At 42.0% G+C, this 25,242-nt stretch carries 30 protein-coding genes, 2 tRNA genes and 2 rRNA genes; 18 read left to right on the top strand and 16 right to left on the bottom strand.

The genetic code is table 11. The annotated features are described in order from the left end of the window. Positions 1-110: 110 nt before the first annotated feature. The 3 genes from AOG26_RS17730 (at position 111) to AOG26_RS17740 (ending at position 1,704) form a co-directional block, all read left to right on the top strand. Positions 111-818 (top strand): AzlC family ABC transporter permease, encoded by a 708-nt coding sequence (locus AOG26_RS17730; RefSeq protein WP_054563737.1) that lies wholly within the window; start codon positions 111-113, stop codon positions 816-818. Beyond that, positions 815-1,114 (top strand): AzlD domain-containing protein, encoded by a 300-nt coding sequence (locus tag AOG26_RS17735; RefSeq protein ID WP_054563708.1) that lies wholly within the window; start codon positions 815-817, stop codon positions 1,112-1,114. Before AOG26_RS17730 ends, AOG26_RS17735 begins: the two co-directional genes overlap by 4 nt. 107 nt (positions 1,115-1,221) lie before the next feature. Further along, positions 1,222-1,704, top strand: a complete 483-nt coding sequence (locus AOG26_RS17740; protein WP_054563709.1) for a glutathione peroxidase — start codon at positions 1,222-1,224, stop codon at positions 1,702-1,704. 52 nt (positions 1,705-1,756) lie between these two features. On the opposite strand, the gene AOG26_RS17745 is transcribed toward AOG26_RS17740, so the two are convergent. After that, entirely contained in the window at positions 1,757-1,945 is a 189-nt protein-coding gene (locus AOG26_RS17745; protein WP_082389337.1) for a PA3496 family putative envelope integrity protein, read from the bottom strand. Positions 1,946-2,336: 391 nt separating this feature from the next. Here AOG26_RS17745 and AOG26_RS17750 point away from each other — a divergent pair, with 391 nt between their 5' ends. Continuing rightward, complete coding sequence (locus AOG26_RS17750) at positions 2,337-3,137, top strand: YggN family protein (protein WP_054563710.1); 801 nt, start codon at positions 2,337-2,339, stop codon at positions 3,135-3,137. A gap of 66 nt (positions 3,138-3,203) precedes the next feature. Here the strand turns inward: AOG26_RS17750 and AOG26_RS17755 are convergent, their stop codons facing one another. Next, positions 3,204-4,646 (bottom strand): aminotransferase-like domain-containing protein, encoded by a 1,443-nt coding sequence (locus tag AOG26_RS17755; protein ID WP_054563711.1) that lies wholly within the window; start codon positions 4,644-4,646, stop codon positions 3,204-3,206. A gap of 101 nt (positions 4,647-4,747) precedes the next feature. On the opposite strand from AOG26_RS17755, the gene AOG26_RS17760 reads away from it, so the two are divergent. Then, positions 4,748-5,677: a DMT family transporter gene (locus AOG26_RS17760; protein ID WP_054563712.1), complete on the top strand. Its 930-nt coding sequence runs from the start codon at positions 4,748-4,750 to the stop codon at positions 5,675-5,677. 54 nt (positions 5,678-5,731) lie between these two features. Here the strand turns inward: AOG26_RS17760 and AOG26_RS17765 are convergent, their stop codons facing one another. Further along, complete coding sequence (locus tag AOG26_RS17765; protein ID WP_054563713.1) at positions 5,732-6,580, bottom strand: diacylglycerol/lipid kinase family protein; 849 nt, start codon at positions 6,578-6,580, stop codon at positions 5,732-5,734. A gap of 324 nt (positions 6,581-6,904) precedes the next feature. On the opposite strand from AOG26_RS17765, the gene AOG26_RS20885 reads away from it, so the two are divergent. From AOG26_RS20885 to AOG26_RS17790, 5 genes are all read left to right on the top strand, one after another. Continuing rightward, positions 6,905-7,045, top strand: a complete 141-nt coding sequence (locus tag AOG26_RS20885; RefSeq protein WP_166341396.1) for a hypothetical protein — start codon at positions 6,905-6,907, stop codon at positions 7,043-7,045. Between the two features lie 227 nt (positions 7,046-7,272). After that, positions 7,273-7,363, top strand: a tRNA-Ser gene (locus AOG26_RS17775). 53 nt (positions 7,364-7,416) lie between these two features. Then, positions 7,417-7,509 (top strand) — tRNA-Ser (locus AOG26_RS17780). A 108-nt stretch (positions 7,510-7,617) separates the two neighbouring features. Further along, positions 7,618-8,118 carry a DUF4124 domain-containing protein gene (locus tag AOG26_RS17785; protein WP_160316773.1) on the top strand — a complete coding sequence of 167 codons (501 nt, stop codon included), beginning with the start codon at positions 7,618-7,620 and terminating at the stop codon, positions 8,116-8,118. A gap of 69 nt (positions 8,119-8,187) precedes the next feature. Further along, on the top strand, positions 8,188-8,952 hold the full coding sequence (locus AOG26_RS17790) for an MBL fold metallo-hydrolase (protein ID WP_054563716.1): 765 nt from the start codon (positions 8,188-8,190) through the stop codon (positions 8,950-8,952). Here AOG26_RS17790 and AOG26_RS17795 read toward each other — a convergent pair. Further along, the gene (locus AOG26_RS17795) at positions 8,924-10,042 is read right to left on the bottom strand and encodes an aminotransferase class V-fold PLP-dependent enzyme (protein ID WP_054563717.1); all 1,119 of its coding nucleotides are present in this window, start codon (positions 10,040-10,042) and stop codon (positions 8,924-8,926) included. The two genes, AOG26_RS17790 and AOG26_RS17795, sit on opposite strands and share 29 nt — an antisense overlap. Further along, positions 10,042-11,211, bottom strand: coding sequence for a PrnB family protein (locus tag AOG26_RS17800; protein ID WP_054563718.1), 1,170 nt, complete (start codon positions 11,209-11,211; stop codon positions 10,042-10,044). Before AOG26_RS17800 ends, AOG26_RS17795 begins: the two co-directional genes overlap by 1 nt. 113 nt (positions 11,212-11,324) lie before the next feature. On the opposite strand from AOG26_RS17800, the gene AOG26_RS17805 reads away from it, so the two are divergent. The 3 genes from AOG26_RS17805 to AOG26_RS17815 all read left to right on the top strand — a co-directional run bounded on the left by AOG26_RS17805 (position 11,325) and on the right by AOG26_RS17815 (position 14,358). After that, a complete protein-coding gene (locus AOG26_RS17805; RefSeq protein ID WP_054563719.1) occupies positions 11,325-11,786 on the top strand; it encodes an Lrp/AsnC family transcriptional regulator in 462 nt (153 codons plus the stop codon). A 68-nt stretch (positions 11,787-11,854) separates the two neighbouring features. Beyond that, positions 11,855-13,222 (top strand): alpha/beta hydrolase, encoded by a 1,368-nt coding sequence (locus AOG26_RS17810; RefSeq protein ID WP_054563720.1) that lies wholly within the window; start codon positions 11,855-11,857, stop codon positions 13,220-13,222. Then, positions 13,219-14,358, top strand: a complete 1,140-nt coding sequence (locus AOG26_RS17815; protein ID WP_054563721.1) for a GNAT family N-acetyltransferase — start codon at positions 13,219-13,221, stop codon at positions 14,356-14,358. The genes AOG26_RS17810 and AOG26_RS17815 overlap by 4 nt, the downstream gene beginning before the upstream one ends. Here the strand turns inward: AOG26_RS17815 and AOG26_RS17820 are convergent. Further along, positions 14,335-14,925 (bottom strand): DUF938 domain-containing protein, encoded by a 591-nt coding sequence (locus tag AOG26_RS17820; protein ID WP_054563722.1) that lies wholly within the window; start codon positions 14,923-14,925, stop codon positions 14,335-14,337. The genes AOG26_RS17815 and AOG26_RS17820 overlap by 24 nt on opposite strands. Before the next feature lie 183 nt (positions 14,926-15,108). Here AOG26_RS17820 and AOG26_RS17825 point away from each other — a divergent pair, with 183 nt between their 5' ends. The 5 genes from AOG26_RS17825 (at position 15,109) to AOG26_RS17845 (ending at position 18,210) form a co-directional block, all read left to right on the top strand. Next, complete coding sequence (locus AOG26_RS17825) at positions 15,109-15,303, top strand: hypothetical protein (RefSeq protein ID WP_054554610.1); 195 nt, start codon at positions 15,109-15,111, stop codon at positions 15,301-15,303. A gap of 145 nt (positions 15,304-15,448) precedes the next feature. Beyond that, on the top strand, positions 15,449-15,775 hold the full coding sequence (locus AOG26_RS17830) for a hypothetical protein (RefSeq protein WP_058585360.1): 327 nt from the start codon (positions 15,449-15,451) through the stop codon (positions 15,773-15,775). Between the two features lie 8 nt (positions 15,776-15,783). After that, positions 15,784-17,160, top strand: coding sequence for a class II fumarate hydratase (locus tag AOG26_RS17835; protein WP_054563723.1), 1,377 nt, complete (start codon positions 15,784-15,786; stop codon positions 17,158-17,160). 149 nt (positions 17,161-17,309) lie between these two features. After that, positions 17,310-17,795, top strand: coding sequence for a hypothetical protein (locus AOG26_RS17840; protein WP_054563724.1), 486 nt, complete (start codon positions 17,310-17,312; stop codon positions 17,793-17,795). A gap of 13 nt (positions 17,796-17,808) precedes the next feature. Further along, positions 17,809-18,210 (top strand): hypothetical protein, encoded by a 402-nt coding sequence (locus AOG26_RS17845; RefSeq protein ID WP_054563725.1) that lies wholly within the window; start codon positions 17,809-17,811, stop codon positions 18,208-18,210. Here the strand turns inward: AOG26_RS17845 and AOG26_RS20995 are convergent. The 10 genes from AOG26_RS20995 to AOG26_RS17895 form a co-directional block, all read right to left on the bottom strand. Then, positions 18,203-18,388 (bottom strand): hypothetical protein, encoded by a 186-nt coding sequence (locus tag AOG26_RS20995; RefSeq protein ID WP_054554683.1) that lies wholly within the window; start codon positions 18,386-18,388, stop codon positions 18,203-18,205. The genes AOG26_RS17845 and AOG26_RS20995 overlap by 8 nt on opposite strands. Before the next feature lie 65 nt (positions 18,389-18,453). Further along, the gene (locus tag AOG26_RS17855; protein WP_054554605.1) at positions 18,454-18,771 is read right to left on the bottom strand and encodes a hypothetical protein; all 318 of its coding nucleotides are present in this window, start codon (positions 18,769-18,771) and stop codon (positions 18,454-18,456) included. Further along, positions 18,768-19,406 carry a hypothetical protein gene (locus AOG26_RS17860; RefSeq protein WP_054563726.1) on the bottom strand — a complete coding sequence of 213 codons (639 nt, stop codon included), beginning with the start codon at positions 19,404-19,406 and terminating at the stop codon, positions 18,768-18,770. The genes AOG26_RS17855 and AOG26_RS17860 overlap by 4 nt, the downstream gene beginning before the upstream one ends. Positions 19,407-19,477: 71 nt before the next feature. Next, positions 19,478-20,170, bottom strand: a complete 693-nt coding sequence (locus tag AOG26_RS17865) for a PspA/IM30 family protein (protein ID WP_054563727.1) — start codon at positions 20,168-20,170, stop codon at positions 19,478-19,480. 24 nt (positions 20,171-20,194) lie between these two features. Further along, positions 20,195-20,608 (bottom strand): YjfI family protein, encoded by a 414-nt coding sequence (locus tag AOG26_RS17870; protein ID WP_054563728.1) that lies wholly within the window; start codon positions 20,606-20,608, stop codon positions 20,195-20,197. Between the two features lie 79 nt (positions 20,609-20,687). Then, positions 20,688-22,340, bottom strand: a complete 1,653-nt coding sequence (locus tag AOG26_RS17875) for a polyamine aminopropyltransferase (RefSeq protein WP_414858337.1) — start codon at positions 22,338-22,340, stop codon at positions 20,688-20,690. 73 nt (positions 22,341-22,413) lie between these two features. Next, complete coding sequence (locus AOG26_RS17880; RefSeq protein ID WP_054563730.1) at positions 22,414-23,313, bottom strand: DUF350 domain-containing protein; 900 nt, start codon at positions 23,311-23,313, stop codon at positions 22,414-22,416. Between the two features lie 30 nt (positions 23,314-23,343). Next, positions 23,344-24,276 carry a hypothetical protein gene (locus AOG26_RS17885; protein ID WP_054563731.1) on the bottom strand — a complete coding sequence of 311 codons (933 nt, stop codon included), beginning with the start codon at positions 24,274-24,276 and terminating at the stop codon, positions 23,344-23,346. Between the two features lie 511 nt (positions 24,277-24,787). After that, positions 24,788-24,902 (bottom strand): 5S ribosomal RNA (rrf, locus tag AOG26_RS17890). Positions 24,903-25,026: 124 nt separating this feature from the next. After that, positions 25,027-25,242, bottom strand: a 23S ribosomal RNA gene (locus AOG26_RS17895); the annotation flags it as partial.

The raw sequence follows: 25,242 nt of genomic DNA on the forward strand, positions 1-25,242 counted from the left end.
TGATTTCAGCAACAGGCTCGGCTATACATTATTGCAAACTTCAGTTATTTTGACACACCTCTATTTCAGCTGTTTTGATCTGAGCCATAACATCAAACATGAGCGATAAGATGCATAAATCAACAATAAGAGCCTTGCTAAAAGGATTTTTCGACATGCTCCCCTTATGCCTTGCGGTGTTACCTTGGGGAATTTTATGTGGCTCGTTAGCAGTTCAAAATGGCTTCAGTGCTTTAGAAACACAAGCTATGTCGTTATTGGTATTTGCAGGCTCAGCACAGCTCGTTGCGATTGAATTAATGGCAGGAAACACGCCGCTTTTAACTATTTTATTTACCACACTCATTATTAGCTCACGGCACTTTTTATATGGTTTAGCTATTCGCCACAAAGTAATAGATCAACCCTTTCGTTGGCGACTGCCAGTGAGTTTTGTACTAACAGATGAATTATTTGCTTTTTCGCATCATCACAAAGCCTACCGCACAAAAGTGCGCCTTATTTACGCGCTAAGTGCCGGCTTTAGTTTTTATATTGCCTGGAATATCTGGACCCTCCTTGGTATTGTCGCAGGAAGCTTACTTCCCGATTTAACACACCTAGGTCTTGATTTTGCCATCGCTGCCACGTTTATTGCTTTAGTTATTCCGGGTGTAAAGAACCTTGCAACACTGGCTACAGTGATCACCGCAGGCGTTGTAGCAACACTATTAAAAAGTCAGGGCTTTCAACTTTGGCTTGTCACCGCGGCTCTTATCGCTATGACGGTTGGTTATCTAATTAGTCGCTGGCAAGCAAAAGAGGAGCATACGCTATGATGATCACCATTTTATTAATGGCGTGTATTACCTTCTTCACACGTTACTTATTTTTGCACCGCGCATTACCATTCAAAGTCGGTCCGAAAATGCAGCAATTTTTAAGTTTTAGCGCCCCAGCCGTACTCACCGCAATTTGGGTGCCCATTGTGTTTATTAATGACGAAGGGATAAATCTAGAGTGGCAAAATCCTTATCTAAGTGCTGCTATTTTGTCTGTTATCGTGGCCTATAAAACACATAACATATACTACACAACACTGGCAGGTATGGGATTATTTATAATTTTAAGTTAGCTACGATACTTAACGCCAAGTAAGAAGAACCGCTGATTAAAATTTACCCTTTTAGAAAGATGCCAAGCAAGTTAGAATCAATGCAACAATAATAAAAAGTTATCATTATGAGCGAATTTCACCAACTTTCTGCCACCAGCCTACAAGGCCAAACCGTTGACTTTTCTGATTTTGAAAACAAGGTTGTGCTTGTTGTAAATACCGCAAGTAAATGCGGTTTCACTCCACAATATGAAGGCTTACAAGCACTGCACGAAAAGTATCATGAGCAAGGCTTAGTAATAATTGGTTTTCCATGTAACCAGTTTGGCAAACAAGAACCAGGTGATGCAAAAGAAATTAAAGAAGGCTGCCTTATTAACTATGGCGTTAGCTTTTTAATGATGAGCAAAGTCGATGTGAATGGCGAACATGCTCACCCTGTTTTTAGATACCTAAAATCAGAATTACCGGGGTTTATCACCCGCAAAATAAAATGGAACTTCACCAAATTTTTAATTGGTAAAGATGGCAAGGCCATTAAGCGATATGCGCCACTGACAAAACCTGAACAGCTCGAGTCAGACATCGCAGCTGCACTGGGCAAATAACAAAGCCTAAAAGCAATAAAGAGGCAAATTGCCTCTTTATCTAAATTTATGCTTAGTCGTTCAAGTACTCGTCAAAGTCGTCGTCGCCTAAGTTTCTGCGCAAGCGTTTTTGTTCAAGATAGTCTTCCAACTTCTTCTTTACGCGTTGCTTTTTCTTGTCGTGTTGATTACGCCCGACCATTTCGTACTCGTCTTCAACAAAATCGTCATCTAGCGCGTCATAACTAAATGTCTTACCCACAACCCACTCCATAAAGTGTTTGAGACCAATTCTTGAGATTAAAATTTGCTCGATGAATTGGCAAAGATTAAAAAGCTCAGTAGTAATTTAGTATCTAAAAAACCACCAAAATAAAGCCATACACCCATGCTAAATAGGTCATATGTCAATATTGTGAATAAATAGCGCTAAATTTGATTTCTGAAAAGTGAGAGTTTTTTATCGTTTCGATAAAAGTCATTTATGCATGTGTATTTTTTAGTTAATTTGACTAAAAAATGGTTAAAAAGTTATTCCCCGCAATTTTTAAAAAACCATAGAAACACAGCAAGGCATTGAATTAATTGAACTTATAAATTTTGGCATTCAATTTGATTATGTATTTGTGTCATTTCAAACAGGAAAGAAAAAAATGAAAAAGTTATTGTTAGTAAGTTCTTTATTTATCGCTACCGGCGCAATGGCTCATAACGATAATGATACAAATATTTCATTCAGCGGTGAGCAGTGTGATGTTGAATTTATAAATGATGTACGCATCACACCAAGCGAGTTAGAAGTATACACAGCCGATAATCGCACTATGAAAATCATCGATCAGCACACTTTATATATCGATGGTCAAAGCGTGTCGCTTGATGCTTCACAACAGCAAGCAATTGCAGATTACTCAGACAGCTTACGCAGCCAACTTCCTGAAGTAGCAAATATCGCACTTGATGGTGTAAAAATAGCTGGTGTAGCCATCGAAGAAGTCTCAAATGCTTTCAATATTGATGGCCTAAGCGACATTTCAGAATTAATGGACGATATCAGCGTAGAAGTACAAAACGCTTTCTATCAGCAAGGTGCGTTCACCATGGGTCAGCAAAATTTCGAAAAATTTGGCCAAAACTTTGAAGACCAATTCGATGAGCAAATCGAATCGGCTGTCGAGTCAGCCATGATGCAATCGATGGGCAGTATTTTAGTGGCGCTAGGCTCTGAACTTTTAGGTTCAGGTGGCGACATGGATGAGTTTGAGCAACGTATGGAAAACATGGGCGCACAAATCGAAGCTCGTGTAGAAACACAGGCAGCTCAACTTGAAGAGCGTGCAGATGCATTATGCGGCAGCTTTGCTGATATCGCTCATAAAGAGCAAGAGCTAGTAGTTCTAGTACCAGAGCTAAAAGAGTATCAACTATTTACTTTCAAACAGAATGCAGAGTAATTGACTAATTAACATCCCTGAACCAAAACACTTGGTCCTTTCGCGCAGAGCTTGCTCTGCGCTTTTTTATTTTTTGGCCAGCACAGTCAGCTGCGATAACGTTTTAATCGCCTGCTCTAAATTCTCAGACCAAGGCAAGCCATAACTTAAACGAAAACAGCTACGGTACTTTTTACCCGCTGAGAATATCAACCCTGGAGTAATACTGATCCCCGCCTCAAGTGCCAAATGGAATAACTTTACCGCATCATATTGGCTACCAAGGTCAACCCAGATAACACAGCCACCCTGCGGATTACTAATACGCGCACAACTTGGCATATATTGCTGCAGGCACCAAATCATACGCTCTTTGTTGGTACTTAAGCGCTGTCTAAGCAAACGAATGTTACGGTCGTACTCACCGCTAGCTATAAACTCATACAAGGTCCACTGGTTTATAAGTGGCGCGGAGCAACTAAGCGCGCGTTTGTGTCGCCTTGCTTGCTCTGCAAACTTACCAGCAATGATCCAACCTATGCGATAACTGGGAGCAGCTGTTTTTGAAAACGACGCGCAGGTGATCACTAAGCCCTTTTTTGAATAAGCTTGTGCAGGAGTGGCACGCTTAGCTGTAAAATGTAAGTCACCATAAACATCATCCTCAATAAGCACCACGTCACGCTGCTCTAAAAGTGCCACTAATTGCTCACGCTTGGCATCAGGCATAAAACTGCCAACAGGATTATTTAATGAGGTTGAAAACACACAGGCTTTTATATCATGCTCATCGAGTGCTTGAGCCAAATCATCTAGCCATATTCCTTCATCGGGGCACAGCGGTATTTCCAGCGCCTTTAAGCCTAAGCTTTCAATTAATTCGATAATGCCAAAATAACAAGGCGACTCGATAGCAATAACATCACCGGGTTTAGCAACACACTTAAGGGCAATCGCCAACGCTTCTTGAGCACCATTGGTGATCACTAGTTCATCGCTATCAACCCCAATGCCAAAATCCAGATAGCGATGAATGAGTTGTTTTTTAAGTGGTGCAAAGCCATCCATCGGGCCGTAATTAATTGCCGATGCGCCCGCTAATGTCATTACTCGGCGCATTGTTCGTGCCAGTGCTTTATCTGTTGGTGCTGCGGCTACAGGGTTGGCGATACCAAATGGCACCACATTAGCTTTATGGATAGCGCTGTAGACTTGCTCAATCAAGCCTTGCTTATTGACTGTGGTAGGCTCTCGACTGAGCCTAACTCGCTTTGGTCGTGACTGATTTAACTGTGAAGACTTTAAAAAGTACCCTGACTTTTCTCTTGCTTCAATCAATCCTTGCCCTTCAAGTAATTGATACGCCTGTTTTACAGTAGGAATACTAATATTGAGCTTGTCTGCCATTTTTCTGAGCGAAGGTAACTTTTCACCCGGTAATAACGAGCCTTGCAAGCAAAGATCTCTAACTAGCTGAATAACTTGTTGATATAAGAACTCACTGTTACTACGACTGATAACTTGTGACATAGCCCACCAAACTGTATAGGTTGCATTTCTAGTTTTCTGTATATGTTAAGTATACAGAAGAGGATTAAAATGAACATACTTTCAATTTTTGGGTACTAACTATGAAAAGCGCCGCTCTCTACCTTGCTACAGTACTGATCTGGGGATCGACTTGGCTAGCTATTGAGTTTCAACTAGGTGATGTCGCTGTTGAGGTCTCTTTATTTTACCGCTTTGCCATTGCAGCCATTTTAATGTGGGCCTTTGTGCTCATGAAAAAGCTACCTATGCATTATTCACTGCGTGATCACGGATTTTTTGCTTTATTAGCCTTATTTAACTTTGGTTTAAATTATTTAGTGCTGTATTGGGCGCAGAACTATCTCACCTCAGCAATGGCCTCAATAGCGTTTTCGATGTTGCTATTGATGAACATTATTAACACCCGCTTGTTCTTCGCAAAGCCAATTGCGAAACGAATTTACTTTGGCGCTCTACTCGGCGTAATGGGTATTGCCAGCTTATTTTGGCCACAAATTCAGCAATTCGACTTGAGTAATGGTGCGTTGGTCGGGTTACTACTTGCGCTATCTGGAACCTTTGTGGCTTCATTGGGAAATATGGTCAGCGTTCGAAACTCTCAGCGTAATATTGGCGTACTTCAAGGCAATGCCTGGGGTATGTTATACAGCGCTTTAGGTCTAGCTGCTTATGTTTTAGTAAGCGACGTTGAGCTCACGTTGAACGCCCCAAGTAGCTATTGGGTATCGCTTTTCTACTTAGCAGTGTTTGGCACCGTAATCGCATTTGCTTGTTACTTCGCGCTACTTAAAAACATCGGCCCTGAGCGCGCAAGCTATGTGATCGTGTTATTCCCACTGGTTGCAGTGGTGTTAAGTACTTTATTTGAAGGATTTGAATGGCAAGCGAATACCTTTATGGGTTTTAGCCTAGTGTTATTCGGTAATGCTATCGTGCTGACTCCTACTCGACAAATTAAAGCATTTTTTGCTGCGCGTAACTTGCAGCAAAAAAGCTCCGTCCCCAGTTAGAAGTGACTATGTCGCCTCTAACACCAAGCGCTGGCAAATTTTGCCGGCGCTTTTTTATGGCACATGAAAACGAAGTGCTTGTTTGTGAATCTTAACTTTAGCCGGAGTAAAACCAACAAGCTCACCATCGGCTTCTATAGCCAACCCTTTCGTGGTGACCTCTGCAGTTGTTAACTGGGTATATTCTAGCGCTTGCAAACCATGATGCTTTACGAGCAGTAAATACAAAAAGCTGATCAGGTTTTTCAATAAACCGCCAGCTGGCATACAGTAGCAATCAAGCTGACCATCATTTAACTTTGCCCGAGGGGCAATCTTTAAGCCACCACCAAAGTAATAATGATTAGCAAAAATCGTCGCTAAATTACTGTAGCTGAGTGCTTTACCATTAAACTCACCCTGAAGTGACTGTGCCTTAAATGAAAATAGCTGCTTGATGCCCTGCCAAGTGTAGCCAAACGAGCTAAAACTTCCGGCTTTATTTAGTTGAGTCACGACTTCAGCGTCAAAACCTATTCCCGCCACATTAATAAAATAGCGCTGATTGATTTGTCCAACATCGATTAACTCTGTACGGCTATTAAAAACAGCGTCATACCAAGCTTGTTGTTTACACGCAAAGCCACGAGCAAAATCATTTCCTGTGCCTGCCGGAATTAACGCGATAGAACAGCGACTCGACATTAATGCATTAACAGCTAAATGCAGCGTCCCATCACCACCAATCACCACAACTTGAGTTTGGTTTTTAGCCAAAAGCGCTATATCAGCGCAATCATTCTCAAACTTGCCTGTGGTTAAATACAATTCAGGCTCAATCTGTCTTTTTTTACATTCTTTTAGTAGCCAATCAACACTGTTTTTATGATTTTTTTTGTCACTTGGCTTTATTATTATCAACATCAACGGTTACTTCTTTTCTTGCACGGCAAAAACACCACACTCGTTCAAATTATATTAATCTGAATAATTAGTCACTTTCTCACTCTAAAAACGCATAAATAAAAATAATAAAAATTAAAAACCTTTATTTACCTACACTTCAGCGTTAAAGAAACTGCATAAGCATGCAAGATATCAGTAAGGTAAAAACTTAACCCCATGTTAATAAAAGGCTTTTGGATTAGAAAAAGTTATCCGACAGACTCAATTTTTATCGTTTTATTTTTGTTCAGTTTGATTGCAAAATACTCACGTTTTCAACCAAACACAACCCGGAGCAAAGTAATGAACCCAATTAATACATTAAACCAAAACGCTGCAACTCATGTTGCCGTAAAACCAACAAACCGCAAAGCAAAAATGTTGGCAAAACTTAATCGCTACGGCAAAAAGTTAGCTCTTGGCGGCGCAGTACAACACAAGTAATCCCCAACCATGGTTACTTTATCGGTGCAGTAAACACCCAACCACTAACGAAGATCCTTCTTTAGCTCCTCCGTTTACTGCTCCAATCCCTTTCTTTTAAGTTAAAAACAGCAATTAATTAAACCTTTTTACAAAAAACTCCCTCTTTACGCTCAAAAAACAAGCAAACAAACTTTTTCCTATTTACACAGCCGATTCAGCTAAGTATTATTCTCGCATCACGATGTGGAGAGATGGCAGAGTGGTCGAATGCACCGGTCTTGAAAACCGGCAGGGGTTTGTAGCCCCTCTAGGGTTCAAATCCCTATCTCTCCACCACTTATTTTTATTTGTTGATTAATTTCAGCAAATTACAATCAGAATTATGCGCTGGAGAGGTGGCCGAGTGGCCGAAGGCGCTCCCCTGCTAAGGGAGTATAGGGTTTGTAGCTCTATCGAGGGTTCGAATCCCTCCTTCTCCACCATTTTATTATTAAAAACCGCTTTTAAGCGGTTTTTTTATGCCCGAAAACTTGCACACTTCATTATATTTCATGCATGCTAAGTATCTATTTGCTACACAAAGTGATGCTATGTTTCGTTTTGCATTTTTTACTCTTGCCCTACTTACCTGCACCAACAGTCAAGCCACTATTTATAAGTGCATGATTGACGGGGTTGCCACTTTTACGGAACAGCCTTGTGGAAAAGATGCAGTAATCGTGAAAATTGCACCGCCACCAGCAACTAGCCAAACACCAGCTACAGAGCAGCCGCAAAAACCACAAAAGCCTGCCGACTTAAGTGTTGAAGATTATTTAAAAATTCAAAAAGCCGATCGTGAAATAGAGCGCCTTCAGCTAGAAATTAAAGAACTACAAAAACAACAAAGTGAGCGCATCGATAAACTCAATAATATGACGCAAGATGCCGCAAATAGGTTAGGCGCAGCGTCTATTGATGATGCTATCAGCAAACAAAGTGAGCGTATTAACGCTTACTATAAGAGCCAAATCAGCATCCTCGAAAAACAGGTAGCACAGTTAGAAGAAAACAAAAAGCAGCTCAAAGAGCGAGGCACGCAATCCAATTAGCTTAACTTACTAAAACTGGTCAGACATGATATAACAACATTTGCTGATTTAGTTTAAGGGTCAATTGTTTTGCACATTCACACGCTCGAAGGTTATATTCAAAATATCTATTTAGTTGAATATCCAGATAAATTGATGCTGCTTGATGGGTGTTGCCGTGCTGATGTTGATACTGTATTTGACTATATTACCGAACAACTAAAGCGCCCCATCACTGACTTAAAACTGATTGTAGTCACCCATATGCACCCAGATCATGCCGGTGGAGCGCATGCACTAAGAAAGTTAAGTGGCGGCAAAATAGCTACGTCGAACGCTCCAGGTCAATGGTATAGAGGCATTGATGGTTTCTTAATGCATTTAACCGATATCGCTTTGGCTTGGTGGGTCGCAGGTAGGTTAAATAAAAAACGCCACAACCTTTGGTACAGCCGCCATCTAGATGCAGATTATTACCTTGCTACTGATGCAACCCTACCCGGCTTTGACGATTGGCAAGCACTACATAGCCCAGGTCACACTGACCGAGATATTAGCCTTTATCATATTCCTAGCGAGCGAATTTACATTGCTGATTTACTAGTAAAAGTAAAAGGGCAGCTTGTGCCACCCTTTCCTGTTTTTTACCCTAAGCTGTATTTAAGCTCTTTGTTGATGCTAAAAGCGCTACAACCAAAACGGATTATGTTTGCCCACAGCAACGAAGTCAGTATTGATGACATCGACTTTGAGCAAGTTTTAGCGCTGGTCCCAGAAAAACCAATGACGCATTGGCGTTCAGTCAAAGCAAAGGCTCGACAAGCACTTAATTTAAAGCGCTTTTCACAGTCGTGATAAAAGTATCTATATCCTGCTGATCATTATAAATATGAGCAGAGACTCTTAAGCCTAAGTGACGTTCATCAACCGCAATATTCGCTGCAATAAGCGCAGCTTTAACAGCCGCTTGTTGCTCGCCAAAATGCATAATAGCCGTACCAGAGCATTTGTCAGCCTGTATTGGTGAGCGCATATAATCAGCTAATTGATCATGAAACTGCGCGAGCATTGCTAAGTTATGAGCACGTACTTTCTCAATACCAAGATCAGCAAAGTAATTAATACTATGCGAAGCCAAAATATAAGGTGCAACTGAAGGGGTACCGCCCCAAAAGCGCAATGCGGTTTGATGATAAGCAAAGTGCTTAATATCAAACTCAAACGGATTTTGATGAGAAAACCAACCAACATCTTGTGGCTGACAAAGTGAAAGCTGCTTGCTGCTAACCCATAAATAAGCAGCACCAGGCCCACCACATAACCATTTAACACTCGAGCCCAACATAAAATCGGCATCAAGCTTAGTTAAGTCGACCTCTAAAATACCCGCAGACTGCGCAACATCTAGTAAGCTCAATGTGTTGTGTTGTTTCGCGATATTTATAATTTCATGAATAGGCGCTTGCTGACCCGTGTTTGAATAAACATGGCTAATAAAGACTAAATCAATATCATTTTTCGCTAAATATGACTGCCAAATCTGCGCATCGGTTAGGTCTTCATGCTTACCTATAAACACGATTTCAGCACTTTCCGGTAGGGCCTTTTGCATCGCAAAACCCATACTTGGAAAGTCACTTTCGGCCATCAATACTTTGCAATTTTCTTGTTGAAGTCGCGGGTGCGACATCAACAGCTTGGTTAAACCACTCGATAAGTTAACTTGTGGACAAAATAACTCACTGTGCGAGTTAAATAATTTAGCGAGACTACTCGTAAATGCCTCAACACCTTGCAACCACTGTTGCCATGGTTCTTTATTTTCATTTTGCCAAGCAGCAAAAAACTGCTGATGAAAATGCTGCTCAGCAGATTTTAAGGGGCGCCCAACAGAGTGGTTAAGCAAATAGCTGCCTTGTGGAATTACAAAATCGTCTTTACTCATTACTTAATCCACTGTTTTAACTTAGTTAAATCATCAAACCGAGTTCGAATATCGTCCCTTTTTGCTGCCGCACGGCGATCACGTAACTGCTCTAGTGAGTTAAGTAACACATGCAAAGGCGGCCCACTGGCAGTGACTTTATCCATATGTTGTTGCTGCATTTGCTGTGAAGGCTGCGCTATGTATTTACTGACCAACTGATTATGGTGGCCAATGGCAGTATCACCATGCAGTTTACACACTTGAATGAACAGCTTTAAGTTAGTTTGTAACCATTCGCTATCGCGCTCAGCTTCTGCCGCTAAAAAGTCATCCATAATGCTTGTCATACGCATGCTTTCACGCAGGATCTGTTGATCTTCAGGCATCATATACAAGAATTTATCCACCAGCATTTGCGAGTAACTAGGTTCATTAGCAAAACAAAGACCAAGCAATAAATCGATAACATTAATGCCCGCAAAATCACCGGCATTCGCGCCACGATATACCTCTTTACCTACTCGATACGGCTTGTAATAAGGGCGTACACAATAGAAAAAGCGGTCTGTATCGAGCTTGTTGTATAACGTATTATTCGACTCAATCACATCAAGCAATGCTTGTTTTGCCACTGCGAGTAAATCTGCTGCGATAGGGTGTGATATCCCTAATGGCTGAATTTTTAATAAAGCATCTGCCGCGCGCTTATACGCTAAAATGCCCTTGGTATTGTAATCAATAAAGATTTTCTCATCTTCAAGGTCAGTAAAGCGCTTATACAAACCATCAACCGCTTTATTGTGGGTGGTTAAATGTGCCGTTGCAAAACGTGGGGTTACGCCAATAGATGCACCAATGTGCATTGCCAACGCAGAAGCTTCAACAAGCGGTGAACTTGTTTCACGAGAAGGCTCAGTGATCTCATGGCGACGGCATGCCGCCATATACAAGCCAACATTACCTAATAAGTCAAAGGCATTATCAAAGCCTTCATCGGTATTGCCCTCTGCCAGTAATGCACGAATATGCTCATTACCTTCTTGCTCTAATTGACGTTTAAGGTGCTCACCGACACCCTCTACATTCGCTTTATCGTCTTGTTGCCAATATAGTTTTTCTAATTCGCTGTTGATCTCAACAAAACGGGTGCGAAGCCAGCTATCAAATGCCTTAGTGTTCTCAGTCACAGGCTCACTCCAAAATAATTATATTGCGATAATGTTAACAGAGTTCAATGAGTGCTAATCGCCAAAATATAGACTAGAATCCATCTAGATTAGTGAAAATCACTCAAATAAAAATGAAATTAGATAAAAAAGACCAACAATTACTTAATGCTTTACAGGATAATGCGAGAACTTCTGTCTCAGAGCTGGCACACTCGGTTAGCCTGTCCGATACCCCTTGCCTACGCCGCATTAAAAAGCTCGAATCAGCAAATGTGATCAGTGGTTACCATGCTGCCATCAATCCTAAAGCCGTTGATTTAAATGTGTCTGTGTATGCCTTTGTTCGCTTAAACCAGAACTCTGTTACCGCTGCTGAGCAATTTGAACAGCAGGTTGAGAAGCTTGACCATGTACTTGAGTGTTCTGTTATTTCAGGCAGTTATGATTACCTGCTGAAGATCGTTGCCGCTGATTTAGAAAGCTATGAAAGCTTTGTGAAACATAAATTAGGTAGTATTGATTGTATTGCTAACATCGAATCGACAGTGGTCTTAAAACAAGCGTTCACTAAGCGTCATTTACCGCTCGCTTGACGCACCTTGCTTGCAAATAAAACATAACTCGATAAGCTAAAAATAGGCTTTAAAAGGATGCTTAAAATATGAAATTCATCAACTTAGTTGCTATCTCTTCGGCCATCAGTGGGCTATTTAGCAGCTCATTAATGGCACAGCAACAAACCTGCCTTACTCAGCTTGAAGACCAAGAACTGATGATGAAAAGTAAGCGCGAAGGACTGTTTAGAGAGCCATTACCACGCACCCATAGCACCTTTAGCTATAATATCGAGCAAGCATTTAGTGACTATTTAACCGCTGCTTACCTGCAAATTAGTAGCGAAAACCCGCGCGCTAATTTGCCATGCCCTGTTTACACAGACACCTATCAGCAGCTTGTTGCACAAGGCGCTCGACCAGCTAACGCGACTGTTGCCGATTTAATAAGCCCATTTGAACTTAAACAGGCCAATAGCCGTAAAGCAGTGCTCTTGATCCACGGTTTAACCGACTCACCCTTTACCTATCACGACCTTGCACAAGTGTATTATCAACAAGGGTATACGGTACGCACAATTTTACTACCTGGGCATGGTACCGCTCCTGCAGCACTTAGAGACATCGATGCCGATGATTGGCAAAAGGCTAGCGTGTATGCCATTGAGCGCACATTAAAAGATTTTGATCAGGTGATATTAGGGGGCTACTCAACGGGTGCTGCACTGGTTATTGATTACTTAACTCAAGGCCCGGTCGATAATAAGATTACTGCTGCTATGTTGTTTTCACCCGCAAGCGAGCCACACAATAAAAACGGTTGGCTGGCGAAATGGGTTGATGCGATTCCATTTGTGAATTGGATTGATAAAGATGCGGACCTTGATTTTGCCAAGTATGAGTCGTTTCCATTTAGTGCAGCCTCAGCTAGTCACGAAGCAATGAGCCGTATTAGCCTTGATGAACTACGTCATCGCCAACTCCCTAATGTAGCGATATTTAGCACTTTTAGTGATGTTGACACCACAATAGATAACCAAGCAACCTTTAAGATTTTAACTAAGCTGCACGACCCAAAAACGCGCAAAAATAACCAGCTTGATCGCCTTGTATACTATGGTGATGACGATAATATTCCCGCCAGCTTTCCAGCTGATTACCAAATAATTCGTGATGACTGCGACACCGATGACTGTAAAAAAATCAAAGGAATGTCACATATTGGTATTGTTAATACACCCAGCAACCCTTACTACGGTCGCACAGCATTGTATCGCAATTGCGGAAGCTACTTAGATGACGACACGCTTTATACAGCCTGCAAATACCAAAAAGACGTTGTGATGGGTGAACGAACAGCCGAAAATTTACAAGCGCACAAACCCTTTGCACGACTCACGTTTAACCCTTATTTCGATAAGCTTGCTATGCATATCAACAGTTTCATCAAAGATATTGAATCGGCTGCACAATGAGTGAGTTTAGCCACCGCTGGTTTAATCAAATAAGTGAGATTGATGCCACTCTTTGGCAGTCATTTTTTGATGATACGCCCTTTACTGATCACGCTTTTTTAGCGGCTTTAGAACAAACGGGCTGTGTGAGTGAAGAGTCGGGTTGGCAACCTATGCACCTAGCAATTTACCAGCAAGAACAGGTCATAGCCTTACTACCCGGGTATCTAAAACACCACTCTTATGGTGAATATGTATTTGACTGGGCTTGGGCTGAAGCCTATCAACAACATGGCCTAGAGTATTACCCTAAATGGCTGTGTGGCGTACCATTCACACCTATTGCTGGGCAAAGAATTAGTATAAATCACGATAACCCCACTGAAGTCTATGCTTACACTCAGCATGTACTCACAGCAACAGCAGCGCAGTTAGGCTGGTCAGGTTGGCATATAAATTTTTGCTACCAGCAACAAGCGACTGCATTAACTAGCGATACCGTAATGCAACGTCATGGCGTGCAGTTTCAGTGGTTTAATGAAGGCTATAATTGCTTTGAGGATTTTTTAGCTTCACTCACCGCAAGAAAGCGTAAATCGCTCAAAAAAGAACGCGCTAAAATAACTGAACAGCAGATAGCCGTAGAATGGATCGAAGGTGCTGACATCAGCAAACAGCACATGCAGCAATTTAGTCATTTTTACCGCCAAACCTATTTAAAGCGCTCAGGCCACAATGGTTATTTGAATACCGCCTTTTTCGAGTTATTGCAGCAAAGCATGGCCGACAAACTGGTGCTAATGTTCGCTAAATATCAAGGAGAGGTGATTGCCGCCACTCTCAGTTTTAAAGATCAGAACTGTTTGTATGGTCGTTACTGGGGAACGAACTATGAGCTCGATAGTTTGCACTTTGAGCTTTGCTATTACCAAGGCATTGAATACTGCATTGCCAACAAACTTAAACAGTTCCATTCTGGCGCACAAGGTGAGCATAAAATAAGTCGTGGTTTTAAGCCCGTATCTACCTATTCACTGCATCATATTCAGCACGGTGATTTTGCAGCTGCCATTAGCGATTTTATTACTAGAGAACGCCAACATATGGCGCTCTATAAAGCCCATTGCGAAAGCTTACTGCCTTTTAAACAGCAATAATTGGTTATTCGCTGGCATTTGCACATCTTCAACCAAGGTTAAGCCTGCTTGCTCTGCAAGTTGGCAAATCGCTTCAAAATCACGAATCGCACTATTTGCATCTCGCTGTTTTAAAAAAGCATCGAATTCGGCATTACTAGCACTGGTAAACTTACCTTGGTACTTAAATGGTCCATAAATACACAGCTTACCTTTTGGCGCTAAGTGCTTTGCTACACCTTGGAAAAAGCGCTCCACCAGTGGCCAGCTAATAATGTGTATTGTGTTCGCGGTGAAAATGGCATTCACAGTTTCAACCGGCCAAGGATCATTAAGGTCGAGTGTCAGTGGCGCATGCAAGTTAGTTAATGCAGCTTCTTGATGCCATTGTAAAATCCCTGGGTGATTAACCTCGCGATCACTGCAATGCCACTGCAAATGTGCTAAATGCGTTGCAAAATGCACACTATGTTGCCCAGTACCTGAGCCGACTTCTAATACATCCGTCACATCAGAAAAGAACGCTTCTAATACGTTTAAAATAGGTAATTTGTTGTTTTCACAGGCTTGAGAGAAGGGTTTATCCATACAAATTAGTGCACCATGTTTGGTAATTAGTGCACAACAGTAAAGCAAAAATAAATAATAAAGTCGCGGTGAATTTATTAGTTAAAAATATAAACCCATTATTTTCAACAAGTTAAATTTATTAATCAATATTGGTACAGCTTATGCTATTTCTTAAGTGAGTTAACCAATAGGAGCAATATTATGTATATCTCACCCTACACCGCTGTAGATGCAGCACTTGCAGCCAGCGAACGTGCTGAAAGCGAAAAAGCCGCCTTAACAAGTTGTGATGACAGAGCAACCGTGATCGATCTTCTTTCTCAATGTAACAAAGAAAATGTACAGGCGCCGAAAAAACATGAAACAGACCAGATTTTTATTCTCGGCTACAATTAATCACACACAGTTAATCCATTCAGTCTTAGCTTCAATATATAAGACTTGCACTAAAACCGATTAACTGTAATGATAACAATTATCATTACAGTTAATCGGTTTTTCTATGCACTCTCACAATGCTATGCTCCATTATCAGCGGCAAATGAAATGTGTTTGCCAAAGACCTGGGCTACATGCCCCTGCACTTGTTGCTAACTATGTTGAAGCGGGTTTAAACATCGCACGCTATTACGAAAAGCATCACAACTTTATTTTGCAAGAGCTGTATCTAAGACGCACCTTTCATGAACTACTTGAAAAGATGTGTGATTCATTAGTGCATAATGCAATTCGTAAACAATGTTTGGCTCAGCTTTATAAACCGCAACTTGCGCTAAAGCGTTACTACAAAACTCATAACTGTATTGAAAAGTATTTCAGTTTGGAGCGAGAAGCGTGTCTTCTCAGCCAAGAATTTAACCCGATTTAGGAGTGTTTATGAGCCAATTTAGAACCGAATCAGATAGCATGGGTGAACTACAAGTCCCTGCCAATGCGTTGTATCAAGCTCAAACGCAACGCGCTATCAACAATTTTCAAATTAGTGGCTTAGCCATGCCTAAGCAATTTATCACCGCCCTCGCCTACATTAAGCAAGCTGCCGCGCAAAGTAATGCTGCTTTAGGCCATTTGAGTCAAGGTAAAGCTAAAGCTATTGAGCAAGCATGCCAAGAGGTCATCGACGGTAAACATTTTTCAGAGTTTCCTGTTGATGTATTTCAGACAGGCTCTGGCACTAGCTCAAATATGAATGCCAATGAAGTCATTGCAACGCTGGCGAGCCAATTTGCAGGGGAAACCATTCACCCCAACGATGATGTGAACATGGGACAAAGCTCAAATGATGTGATCCCCACTGCGATTGCTGTAAGTAGCGCTATTAACATCATTTATGAGCTGTTTCCTAAACTCGATAAACTCAGTCAAAGCCTACAAAGCAAACAAGCCGAAGTGGGCCATATTGTGAAAACCGGTCGCACACATTTAATGGATGCAATGCCTGTGAGTTTTTCACAAACACTGGCTGCATGGCAGTTACAAGTGGATCATGCAATGGCAGGCATTCGCCAAGCTCTTGAGCGAGTTTGTGAACTTGCACAAGGTGGCACAGCAGTTGGTACCGGCATAAATGCCGATCCAGCATTTGCCGGTGAGTTTTGCCAACACTTGAGTGAGAATGTAGGTATTCGCTTTAGCCCAAGCAAAAACTTCTTTTATAACATAGGCTCACAAGACGCCATTGTTGCGCTCTCAGGCCAGCTAAAGGTACTTGCTGTAGCACAAATGAAAATAGCCAATGACTTGCGCTGGATGAACTCTGGCCCACTTGCAGGTCTTGGTGAAATTGAACTTGAAGCTCTACAGCCAGGTTCATCAATTATGCCGGGTAAAGTAAACCCTGTGATCCCTGAAGCGGCGGCTATGGTCAGCGCACAAGTAATTGGCAATGACGCGACCATTACAGTGGCTGGTCAAGCCGGTAACTTTGAGCTCAATGTAATGCTACCTGTGATTGCCCTAAACATTTTGCAAAGTATCGAACTTTTAGCAAATAGCAGTGAAGCACTGGCAGATAAAGCGATTGCCAGCTTTAAAGTAAACCAAAGCAATGTTGATAAAGCGCTCGCTAAAAACCCAATTCTGGTTACTGCACTTAATCCGGTGATCGGCTATAGCAAAGCCGCAAAAATTGCCAAATTAGCTTATCAAGAAGGTCGCCCTATTATTGATGTTGCTGCTGAGCATACGGATATTTCACGCGAAGAACTGAGCGAGTTATTGAACCCAGCCAAACTAACCCAAGGTGGTTTGTAATACCTATTTATTGCAGATAGCTGTAAAACTTTTATCTTATTGTAGCTCTGTGAATACAGAGCTACTTACTGAAAGCTAACGTTTTTATTGCTCCACTTTGAGCAATGTGTATGATAGTGAGTACTTATTCAACGATTTTTAGGTATGTTATGCGCTATCCACTATTGGCAATTTTATTTCCTGTGTTATTAACTGCGTGCTCGGACGCTGCAACTAATGAGCAAGCCGAATCAACGGCAACCAGCAATAAACTTGTCGAGGCACCAAAAGCCGTTGAAATAAAAAACACTGAGGAAGTGACCAAAGCAGCCCCAGATAAAGCCACTATTAGCTCTGCCCATGAGCAACTTAAACAATTAATCGATGATCCAAGCTGTGACAACAGCACCCAATGTAAAGTATTACCTGTTGGTAGTCGTGCTTGTGGCGGCCCAAGTAGCTTTATTGTTTATTCAACCAAAACAGCTGACACTGCTGAGGTTGAAAAGCTTGCAAAAGATATCACCGCCCTTGAAAAGCAATTTAACGCAGCAAACGACATGATGAGTATTTGTCAGCATCTAACCGCACCAGGTGCGCAGTGTTCTGAGAATACTTGTGTTAGAATCGAAGGCTCAGCGGCAAGTGTATACTAAGGAATAAGCAATAATGGTTCGTTCATCGACTTTCAAGAAACTTTTCATCACCACAACTGTGTTAGCAAGCATTGCTTTAAGCGGTTGCGAAACAACAACGTCGGGTAGTTCTGCGCGCGTTGATTTAGGTGATTTAAACGATCAGCTGAACGATATCGTTAGCAATAATAGCTGTACCGCGAGCTTTCAATGTAAGGTGTTAGAAGTTGGTGAGCGGGCATGTGGTGGGCCAAGTCGCTATGTGGTTTATTCAACGTTAAACAATACACAAGAGCAAGCAGAGCAACTTGCAGAGCGAATTACAGCCGCTGAAAAGTCATCTGATCAAGCATTAACTGTTAACGATTGCTCACCAGTTCTGCCTATACAATCGCTGTGTATTTCACAGCAGTGCCAAGCAATCGAGATTAAGTAAATAATGCAATAAGGCCGGATACTATCACCACGCTGATGATACAAATCCCGGCCTTATATATGTACTTAACCTGCATTGTATTATGCACCCAGTAAGCATAAATGTAGCGAACAAAGTAACTTGCTGCAGTGCCAAATAATGCAAAAATAACTAAATACGCAAGTAAAATAATATCCACAGTCATGCCACTTCTTTAAAACATCTAGCCTCAGTGTAAGGGCTTAAAGAAGTAAAGGCAAAACCTTAGCTTTTTTTACTGTGTTCAATGAGTAATTCAGCCACGCGCTGCTTCACAGCACGCTTATCATCGGCTGCAACACCAAAGCGCTCAGCCAATAAAGCAATCTCTTCATCATTTAAGTTAAACGATAAACGCTGCCTGGTTTTTTTCGACTTAACGTCGAGCTCCAAAATCTTACGGATCATATCTGATGGCGTAAGCTCTTGGTCAATGGCTTGCTTCTTAATTGATTTTTGCACTTCAGAGCTTAAATCAAACGCCATTTGCGTGGCTCTAACGGCTTGCTCCTGACGCTGCCATTTGGCTTTTGCATCACTCACTTGGCATCCCCAGGAAATAAGTCAACAATATCGCTAATTGGTCTGGTTAACGTCAGTGATACCTCTGTTTCACCGCCTTCCCAAATCTCAATATTTAAACTATGCGATTCATCATCTGAGCTTAAACAGATCATTTCACACGGCTCACCACCTTCGTCTTCATAACGAGGTAAAGGTTTATTGCGGTAGTCCTTATTATGGAAATAACACACATAAGGTGCTTCTGATTGTTTGTAGCTCGATGCTAAAAAGTGACTAAAACGCTCCGGACTATTTTGCACGTTAATTGCCGTTAATTCGTCTTCATCAAAAATACGAGCGAACTCATCAAGGGTAAAAATCTCATCAACATCGTCGCGTTGAATTTTGATCGCCAAGTTTGCCCATTGCTCACCGTCATCTGATTCAATTTGCAAAAACACCACTTGGCCAGATTCACTCTCGAGTACCAACTCATACTCTGCACTACGTTGGTACTGATACGTTTGCACATCAATAACACGCAGTGTTTGTCCTTTTAACCAGCTTGGGTAAGCGAACGAATCAATCACTGTTAGCATATCACCAACAAGTAATTGGCTTGGATCAGTAAGCTGACGCTCTGGGGCTTTTTTAGATTTGAAAAAGTTAAACATAGGCTGACTCCTTGTTGAAGCAAAAAAGGTAACCCAGTGCGTGAGTTACCTTTTGTCTTTCCGTTAACTGATTAGCTATTTTGTTTTGCTTTAATACGCGCCAGAATATCCGCGCTTTTCGGATTGGTATCACCAATACCCGCTTCAGCCATTTTCGCTTTTAAATCATCGCCATTAGTATCAGCTTCTAATTGCTTAGCCGCACCTAACTGGTCTTGGCGGTCTTGCTGACGCTGCTTAATACGCTCAAGAGACTCACGTGCTGATGTCATTGATGAGCTGTTAGTATTTAGCGTGCTATTAACAGCCATTGTTGCTTGCTGAACACTCTCTGTCGTTTTAACCATCGTTAATTGACGTTGGTTTTCTTTAATCGACTTTTCAGCATCTTTAACTTGCTGCTTTAGTTGCACAATGTGGTTACTAAAACCAGCTAACACTTCTTCGTGCTCTGCTTTCTCAGCTTCAAAATCACCGATTTTTTCTGCGATTTCTAATGCTAGCGCTTCATTGCCTTTTTCAAGTGCTTGACCTGCATACGCTTCATGTTCTGCAATTGATGCATCTAGTGCGCTAATTTTACGCTTCGTTTGCATCTCTTTTGCCATTACTTCGGTAAGGCTTTTTTTAGCGCGTTGTAGGGCATTTTGTGCATCAGCAATTTCTTGTTCAAAGATACGGATACCGTTTGCATCAACAATTGCTTGTCCTGCTTCACGAGCGCCACCACGTACAGCTGTAAATAGTTTCTTTAAAATACTCATAATCTTAACTCCAGAAATTGCTAATTAATCGTTTAAATAAATGGTCACGGCTTCAAGTGCATCAATCGCATTGTCTGCCAGTGTTACCAACTCATGGGTAATATCATCAAACGATGAATTAACCGATAACGCGCCAAAAATAGCGTATTTATCATCAATTTTTGCAAATGCACTTAATGGAATTGGTACATTTAAACGTAGTAACGTTTCGTTTAACTCATTACGCATATCTGCTTGTACTTCGTTTTCAGCAAACAGGTAGCTTATACACAGTAGTTGCTCTTCTGTTTGGGTAACAAAGATAGGTAACTCATCATTCCCATCGACGATAACTTGTAACACATCTTGCTCACCTTCGTTGGCAATCAAGAAAGACTCAAAGCTCACACCTTCTGTTTCAAAAGAAGCCAGTTTGATTGATAGTTCATTTAATTCCATGTCTCACCTTTTTACGTTTTGACATATTATGTCTGAGTTAAGATTTGCATAGCCGACATATTATGTCAACTATAAAATATCAATTTTTGTACAATTCGGTTTCAACTTGCCACGCTTGGCGGTAATAATCATATAAGGTTCCTGAACCTAATCTATTGACTTCAATCGTGTTTACTTGTTCAAAAAAATGATTCGGAAACACAAAAGAAGCCAATAAATATTCTTTGCTTACCCAACGAGATGGCACGGGTAATTCGTTCGTTTCGCGAATTCGCTGACTTGCTGATTTGCCAGCGGTGGTCGCGATAGTCCAACCCCATTGACCAAACGAAGGAATATTCTGTTGGTATTGCTCAACATAACCAAAGCCAGCAGCTTTCATTGTTTTAGCAATACTTAAAAATGCTTTCTTCGCATGATAAGGCGATGTTGATTGCACGGCCACAGCCCCATCAGGTGCCAACAACTGACGCACATGATTATAAAAATAATCACTGTACATCTTATTAAGATCAGGGTGATTAGGGTCTGGTAGGTCAATTAAAATAGTGTCAAAGCGCTCGCCTTTAGCAAGCATAGCTTCGACCTCTAAAAAGGCATCTGCAATGCGAATATCAGCGCGGGGATCACTCATAGAGTGCTTATTTAGCGCTGTTAAACGTGTTCTGATTTCCTCTGGCGCATCATAGTCGCCGACATCATTACCAAATAAGTTTAACAACTGACCATCTAAGTCAACCAAGGTGACATGCTCTACTGGCCACTTCAAAACATCACGCAATGCAAGCCCATCACCACCCCCGATGATCAACACACGGTCGTGGCGATTTGAAGCCAACATAGCAGGATAGACAAGCATAGAATGATAAATTTGCTCATCCACACTTGAGAATTGTAAACGGCCATTGAGGTAAAGATCGGTAATTGCATTAGGCTGATTGCGGCTCAAACGCTCAGTTAAAACTAGGTGCTGATACTTAGTTGCTTGCGAGTAGATAACTTTATCTTTGTATAAAACATTGCTTAGGTTTTTCATCCAACTAGTGCCAAGCACAAGCACAAACGCAAAAAACACCAACAACAGCACATGGCAAACTAGCAGTAGCTTAGCGAAGCGAACATGTTGATGATAGCGCCATAAAAACACGAGACCAGCAATAATATTAAACAACGCCGTCCAAGCTGCTGCTTGCATAATTGGCATCGCAAGCATAATGCTCACCCAAATCGCAGCACCGACACCGGCACCGATATAATCCGCCCCGTAAATAGTTCCCGCATTATTTTCTAAAAAGCGGCCATAAACTTGCTGGCGAATACGCGCAATTAGCGGGATCTCCATACCGATCAATAGCCCGAGTAACAGACCAAACACATAGGGTAAGAAACGTGACCACTCTTGTAGCTTTTCAAATACATAGCCATTAAGTACGGTATCTGCAGGCAAGTTAAAAATTTCGGAGAAGATATGCGGCAATGAATAACTGACAGCGATAACACTCGCTATCGCTAAAATACAGCCCATGCCGACCAAGGCAATAATACTCTCTAGCCACGCGAAAGCAGTAAATGCATCTTTAAACCAACGTGCTAAAAATGCACCGATACCCATAGCGACAATCATGGTGCCGATCATGGCATAAATGGCACTCTCGACCGAGCCTAAGACACGACCAGCATAATGAGATAGCAGGTATTCATAAATAAGGCCGCACCCAGCGAGTACGGCCATAACAGTTATTAATAGGAAATCATGCCCAAGTAGATTGGCTCTACTTGGGGCGCTTGTTTTAGTAGACACTTAATTAGGCACCTAACAAGGTTGCCATGGTCGAACCAATCGCAAATGAGATTGCTGCAGAGATAGCTGCTACACCCACGTTCTTCTGGCGGTTCACTTCATCTGAAATATCACAACCAGATAGGATGATTTTGATAGTCACTAAGTGTAGTAAAATGAAAGCAACTAAACTCACTGCTGCACTTAATGCCCAGTAACCTAAACTAGCAACAATGTTGTCAGCCGCATAAGGAGCAATACCTGATGCTGCCGTTAATGCCAATGCACTACCCACTAAAAAGCCAGCATAACGAATACCTACTGCTAAGTTACCGTCAATAACCGCTTGCTGTAAGCAATCACCACTGCGATTAGTACGCTTGAATAACTGCACTCGATATTGACTGATCAGTAGCATCGCAATGCTGCCAATGGCAAAAGCTGCGATCACAATTGGAATACCATGCCAGCCTTCAGTTGCCACCCAAAATAAAGCTGAGCGAATGACAATCGCCACACTCACCACATGGCCAAAATCAATGAGTGCAGCAGTAGCATTACCTTTTACGATTTCGTCATGCAGGCTCACTTTACGAAGCGCTACCTTGTCTTGGAAGAAGTGACCTAGCTTGATAAGCACAATCGCCATCACACCATAACCTAGCATTTGTAATGCTTCTTGTTGTAAAGTCGGTGCAAATGCGCCGCTGCTCACGCCACTAAGAACAATAGCAAGTGCCACAAGCCCAGCCGCAAAACTAATACCAAAAGCAAAATTGTCACGTTCAGTTATTTCATCATTAGCGTGTAAGTTAGATACCCAGCCTTTGATAAATTTTAAGCTGACAAATAAAGCGATAATGATTGCAAAGTCGATTGCTAAAGCTTGCAACGACCAAGTTGTTATTCCATTAAATTCATACATATGTTGTAACTCCGGTGGTTATTCTTTTCACTACTTACCGCGGCTAATGCCACGTGATGTTCTGCTCGAGCTGTTGCGTAATGACCCAGAGCTTCTACTGTAACTACTGCTAGAAGCATAGCTACTACGTGTGCGTGGCGGCGTATAGCTGCTTCGGCTTAATCCAGATGCGCCACTACGCTTCTTGGCATACGGACTAGTGAATTGTTTACCTTGGCGTTGATAAGACTGACGAGTACGTGTCTCTACCGTTTGTTGTGCTTTAATCTGCTTTGGGCTCGAATAACGGTAACGGCCATAGTCATTGTAATAGCTGTACTTTCTGTGACGGCTCCAGCGACCATACTCAACTCGGTCGAATACATCGCCCAACATGCGATACATCCCGTACCATACCCAAAAGCTGGTACCGCTGCTATTTGTTTGCCATTGCCCATAGTTAGGGTTGCCAACTAACTGGTTACCAACACTTTCGCCTTCAGCAGCTTCACTAACTGCGCCAACGCGCGCCAATGACCCCTGCGACATATCAGCAAGCATATTGATAGGATCGGTAAGCGCATCTTGAAATAAAGATGGCTTGGCAGCATCACGAATAAGATCAAGTTGATGAAGAGTATCTTCATATGGTGGTATTAGATAAGTAGACTTAACATCAGCTAAGCGTTGTGTAAGACCTGAATAAATAGCCCCTTCACGAGTCGCATCAAGACTAATTACACGGGCGATCTCAGAAAGTTGCGGTTGCTGCTCAGCAAGCACCTTGCCGTATTGTTTAAGTATCGTCGCATTACGCAAAGAGCCATTATCAAGCGCTGTACCAAGTTGATTTAATTCAACTTCAGCTTTTTCTATGGATTGTTGTATTGTTTGTTTCAGCTGCTCTTCTTTCGACTCACAGCCCATAAGCAAGCTTACCAAACAAAACAGGCTAATAAGTTTCCAAGCTTTTATTTGAGACATTCATGTCACCTGATTGTGGTTTAAAAACGCAAATAGTTTTACATAGCTCAGGTACTAAACCAAGATTAAAATTGCAACAAAGGGTAAATTGGGTCGTGAATTGCTAGTTAGCAAGGGGAAGATTTAAAGGGCTGGCTTAGGTTGGGTAGAGCGAAGCGAAACCAAACACATCACAGAGCTATCAGCTTTCAGCCGTCAGCGATCAGCCGATAGGTGGAGGTTCTAGGTTCTAGGTTCTAGGCTCTAGGCTCTAGGCTCTAGGCTCTAGGCTCTAGGCTCTAGGCTCTAGGCTCTAGGCTCTAGGCTCTAGACAAAGTGTACTGTAGGAATGGCTTTAGCCATGAATGTGTTTGTAAAGGTCTTAATTCGGCACTGAAGTGCCTCCTACGGGGGTTGTTGCTGAGGGTGACTCTGTACTAAACAACCCCACAGTTCAACTGACGGCTGACAGCTGATAGCTCCAGACGCAAAAAAGCCCGACTCTTTCGAATCGGGCTTTCTTTAATTTGGAGCCTGGCGATGACCTACTTTCACATAGCAGCTGCTACACTATCATCGGCGCTGTTTCGTTTCACTACTGAGTTCGGCATGGGGTCAGGTGGGTCCAAAACGCTATTGTCACCAAGCAAATTTGGTTTAATTCGCTCTTTTGAGCAAATTAATAAATCTGGAATTCTGATATCAAGTAAAATCTACTTTAGTGTCTTAACTTCTGTCTGTTACGCTGTCATAAAACGCGTTTGGCGTTGTATGGTTAAGCCTCACGGGTAATTAGTACAGGTTAGCTTAATGGCTCRCACCACTTCCACATCCTGCCTATCAACGTTGTAGTCTTCAACGGCCCTTCAGAGACTTTAAAAGTCTAGTGAGAACTCATCTCGAGGCCTGCTTCGCGCTTAGATGCTTTCAGCGCTTATCAGTTCCGAACGTAGCTACCGGGCAGTGCCATTGGCATGACAACCCGAA

The sequence above is a fragment of the Pseudoalteromonas sp. UCD-33C genome, from assembly GCF_001306895.1.
In the GTDB taxonomy this organism is placed as follows: domain Bacteria; phylum Pseudomonadota; class Gammaproteobacteria; order Enterobacterales; family Alteromonadaceae; genus Pseudoalteromonas.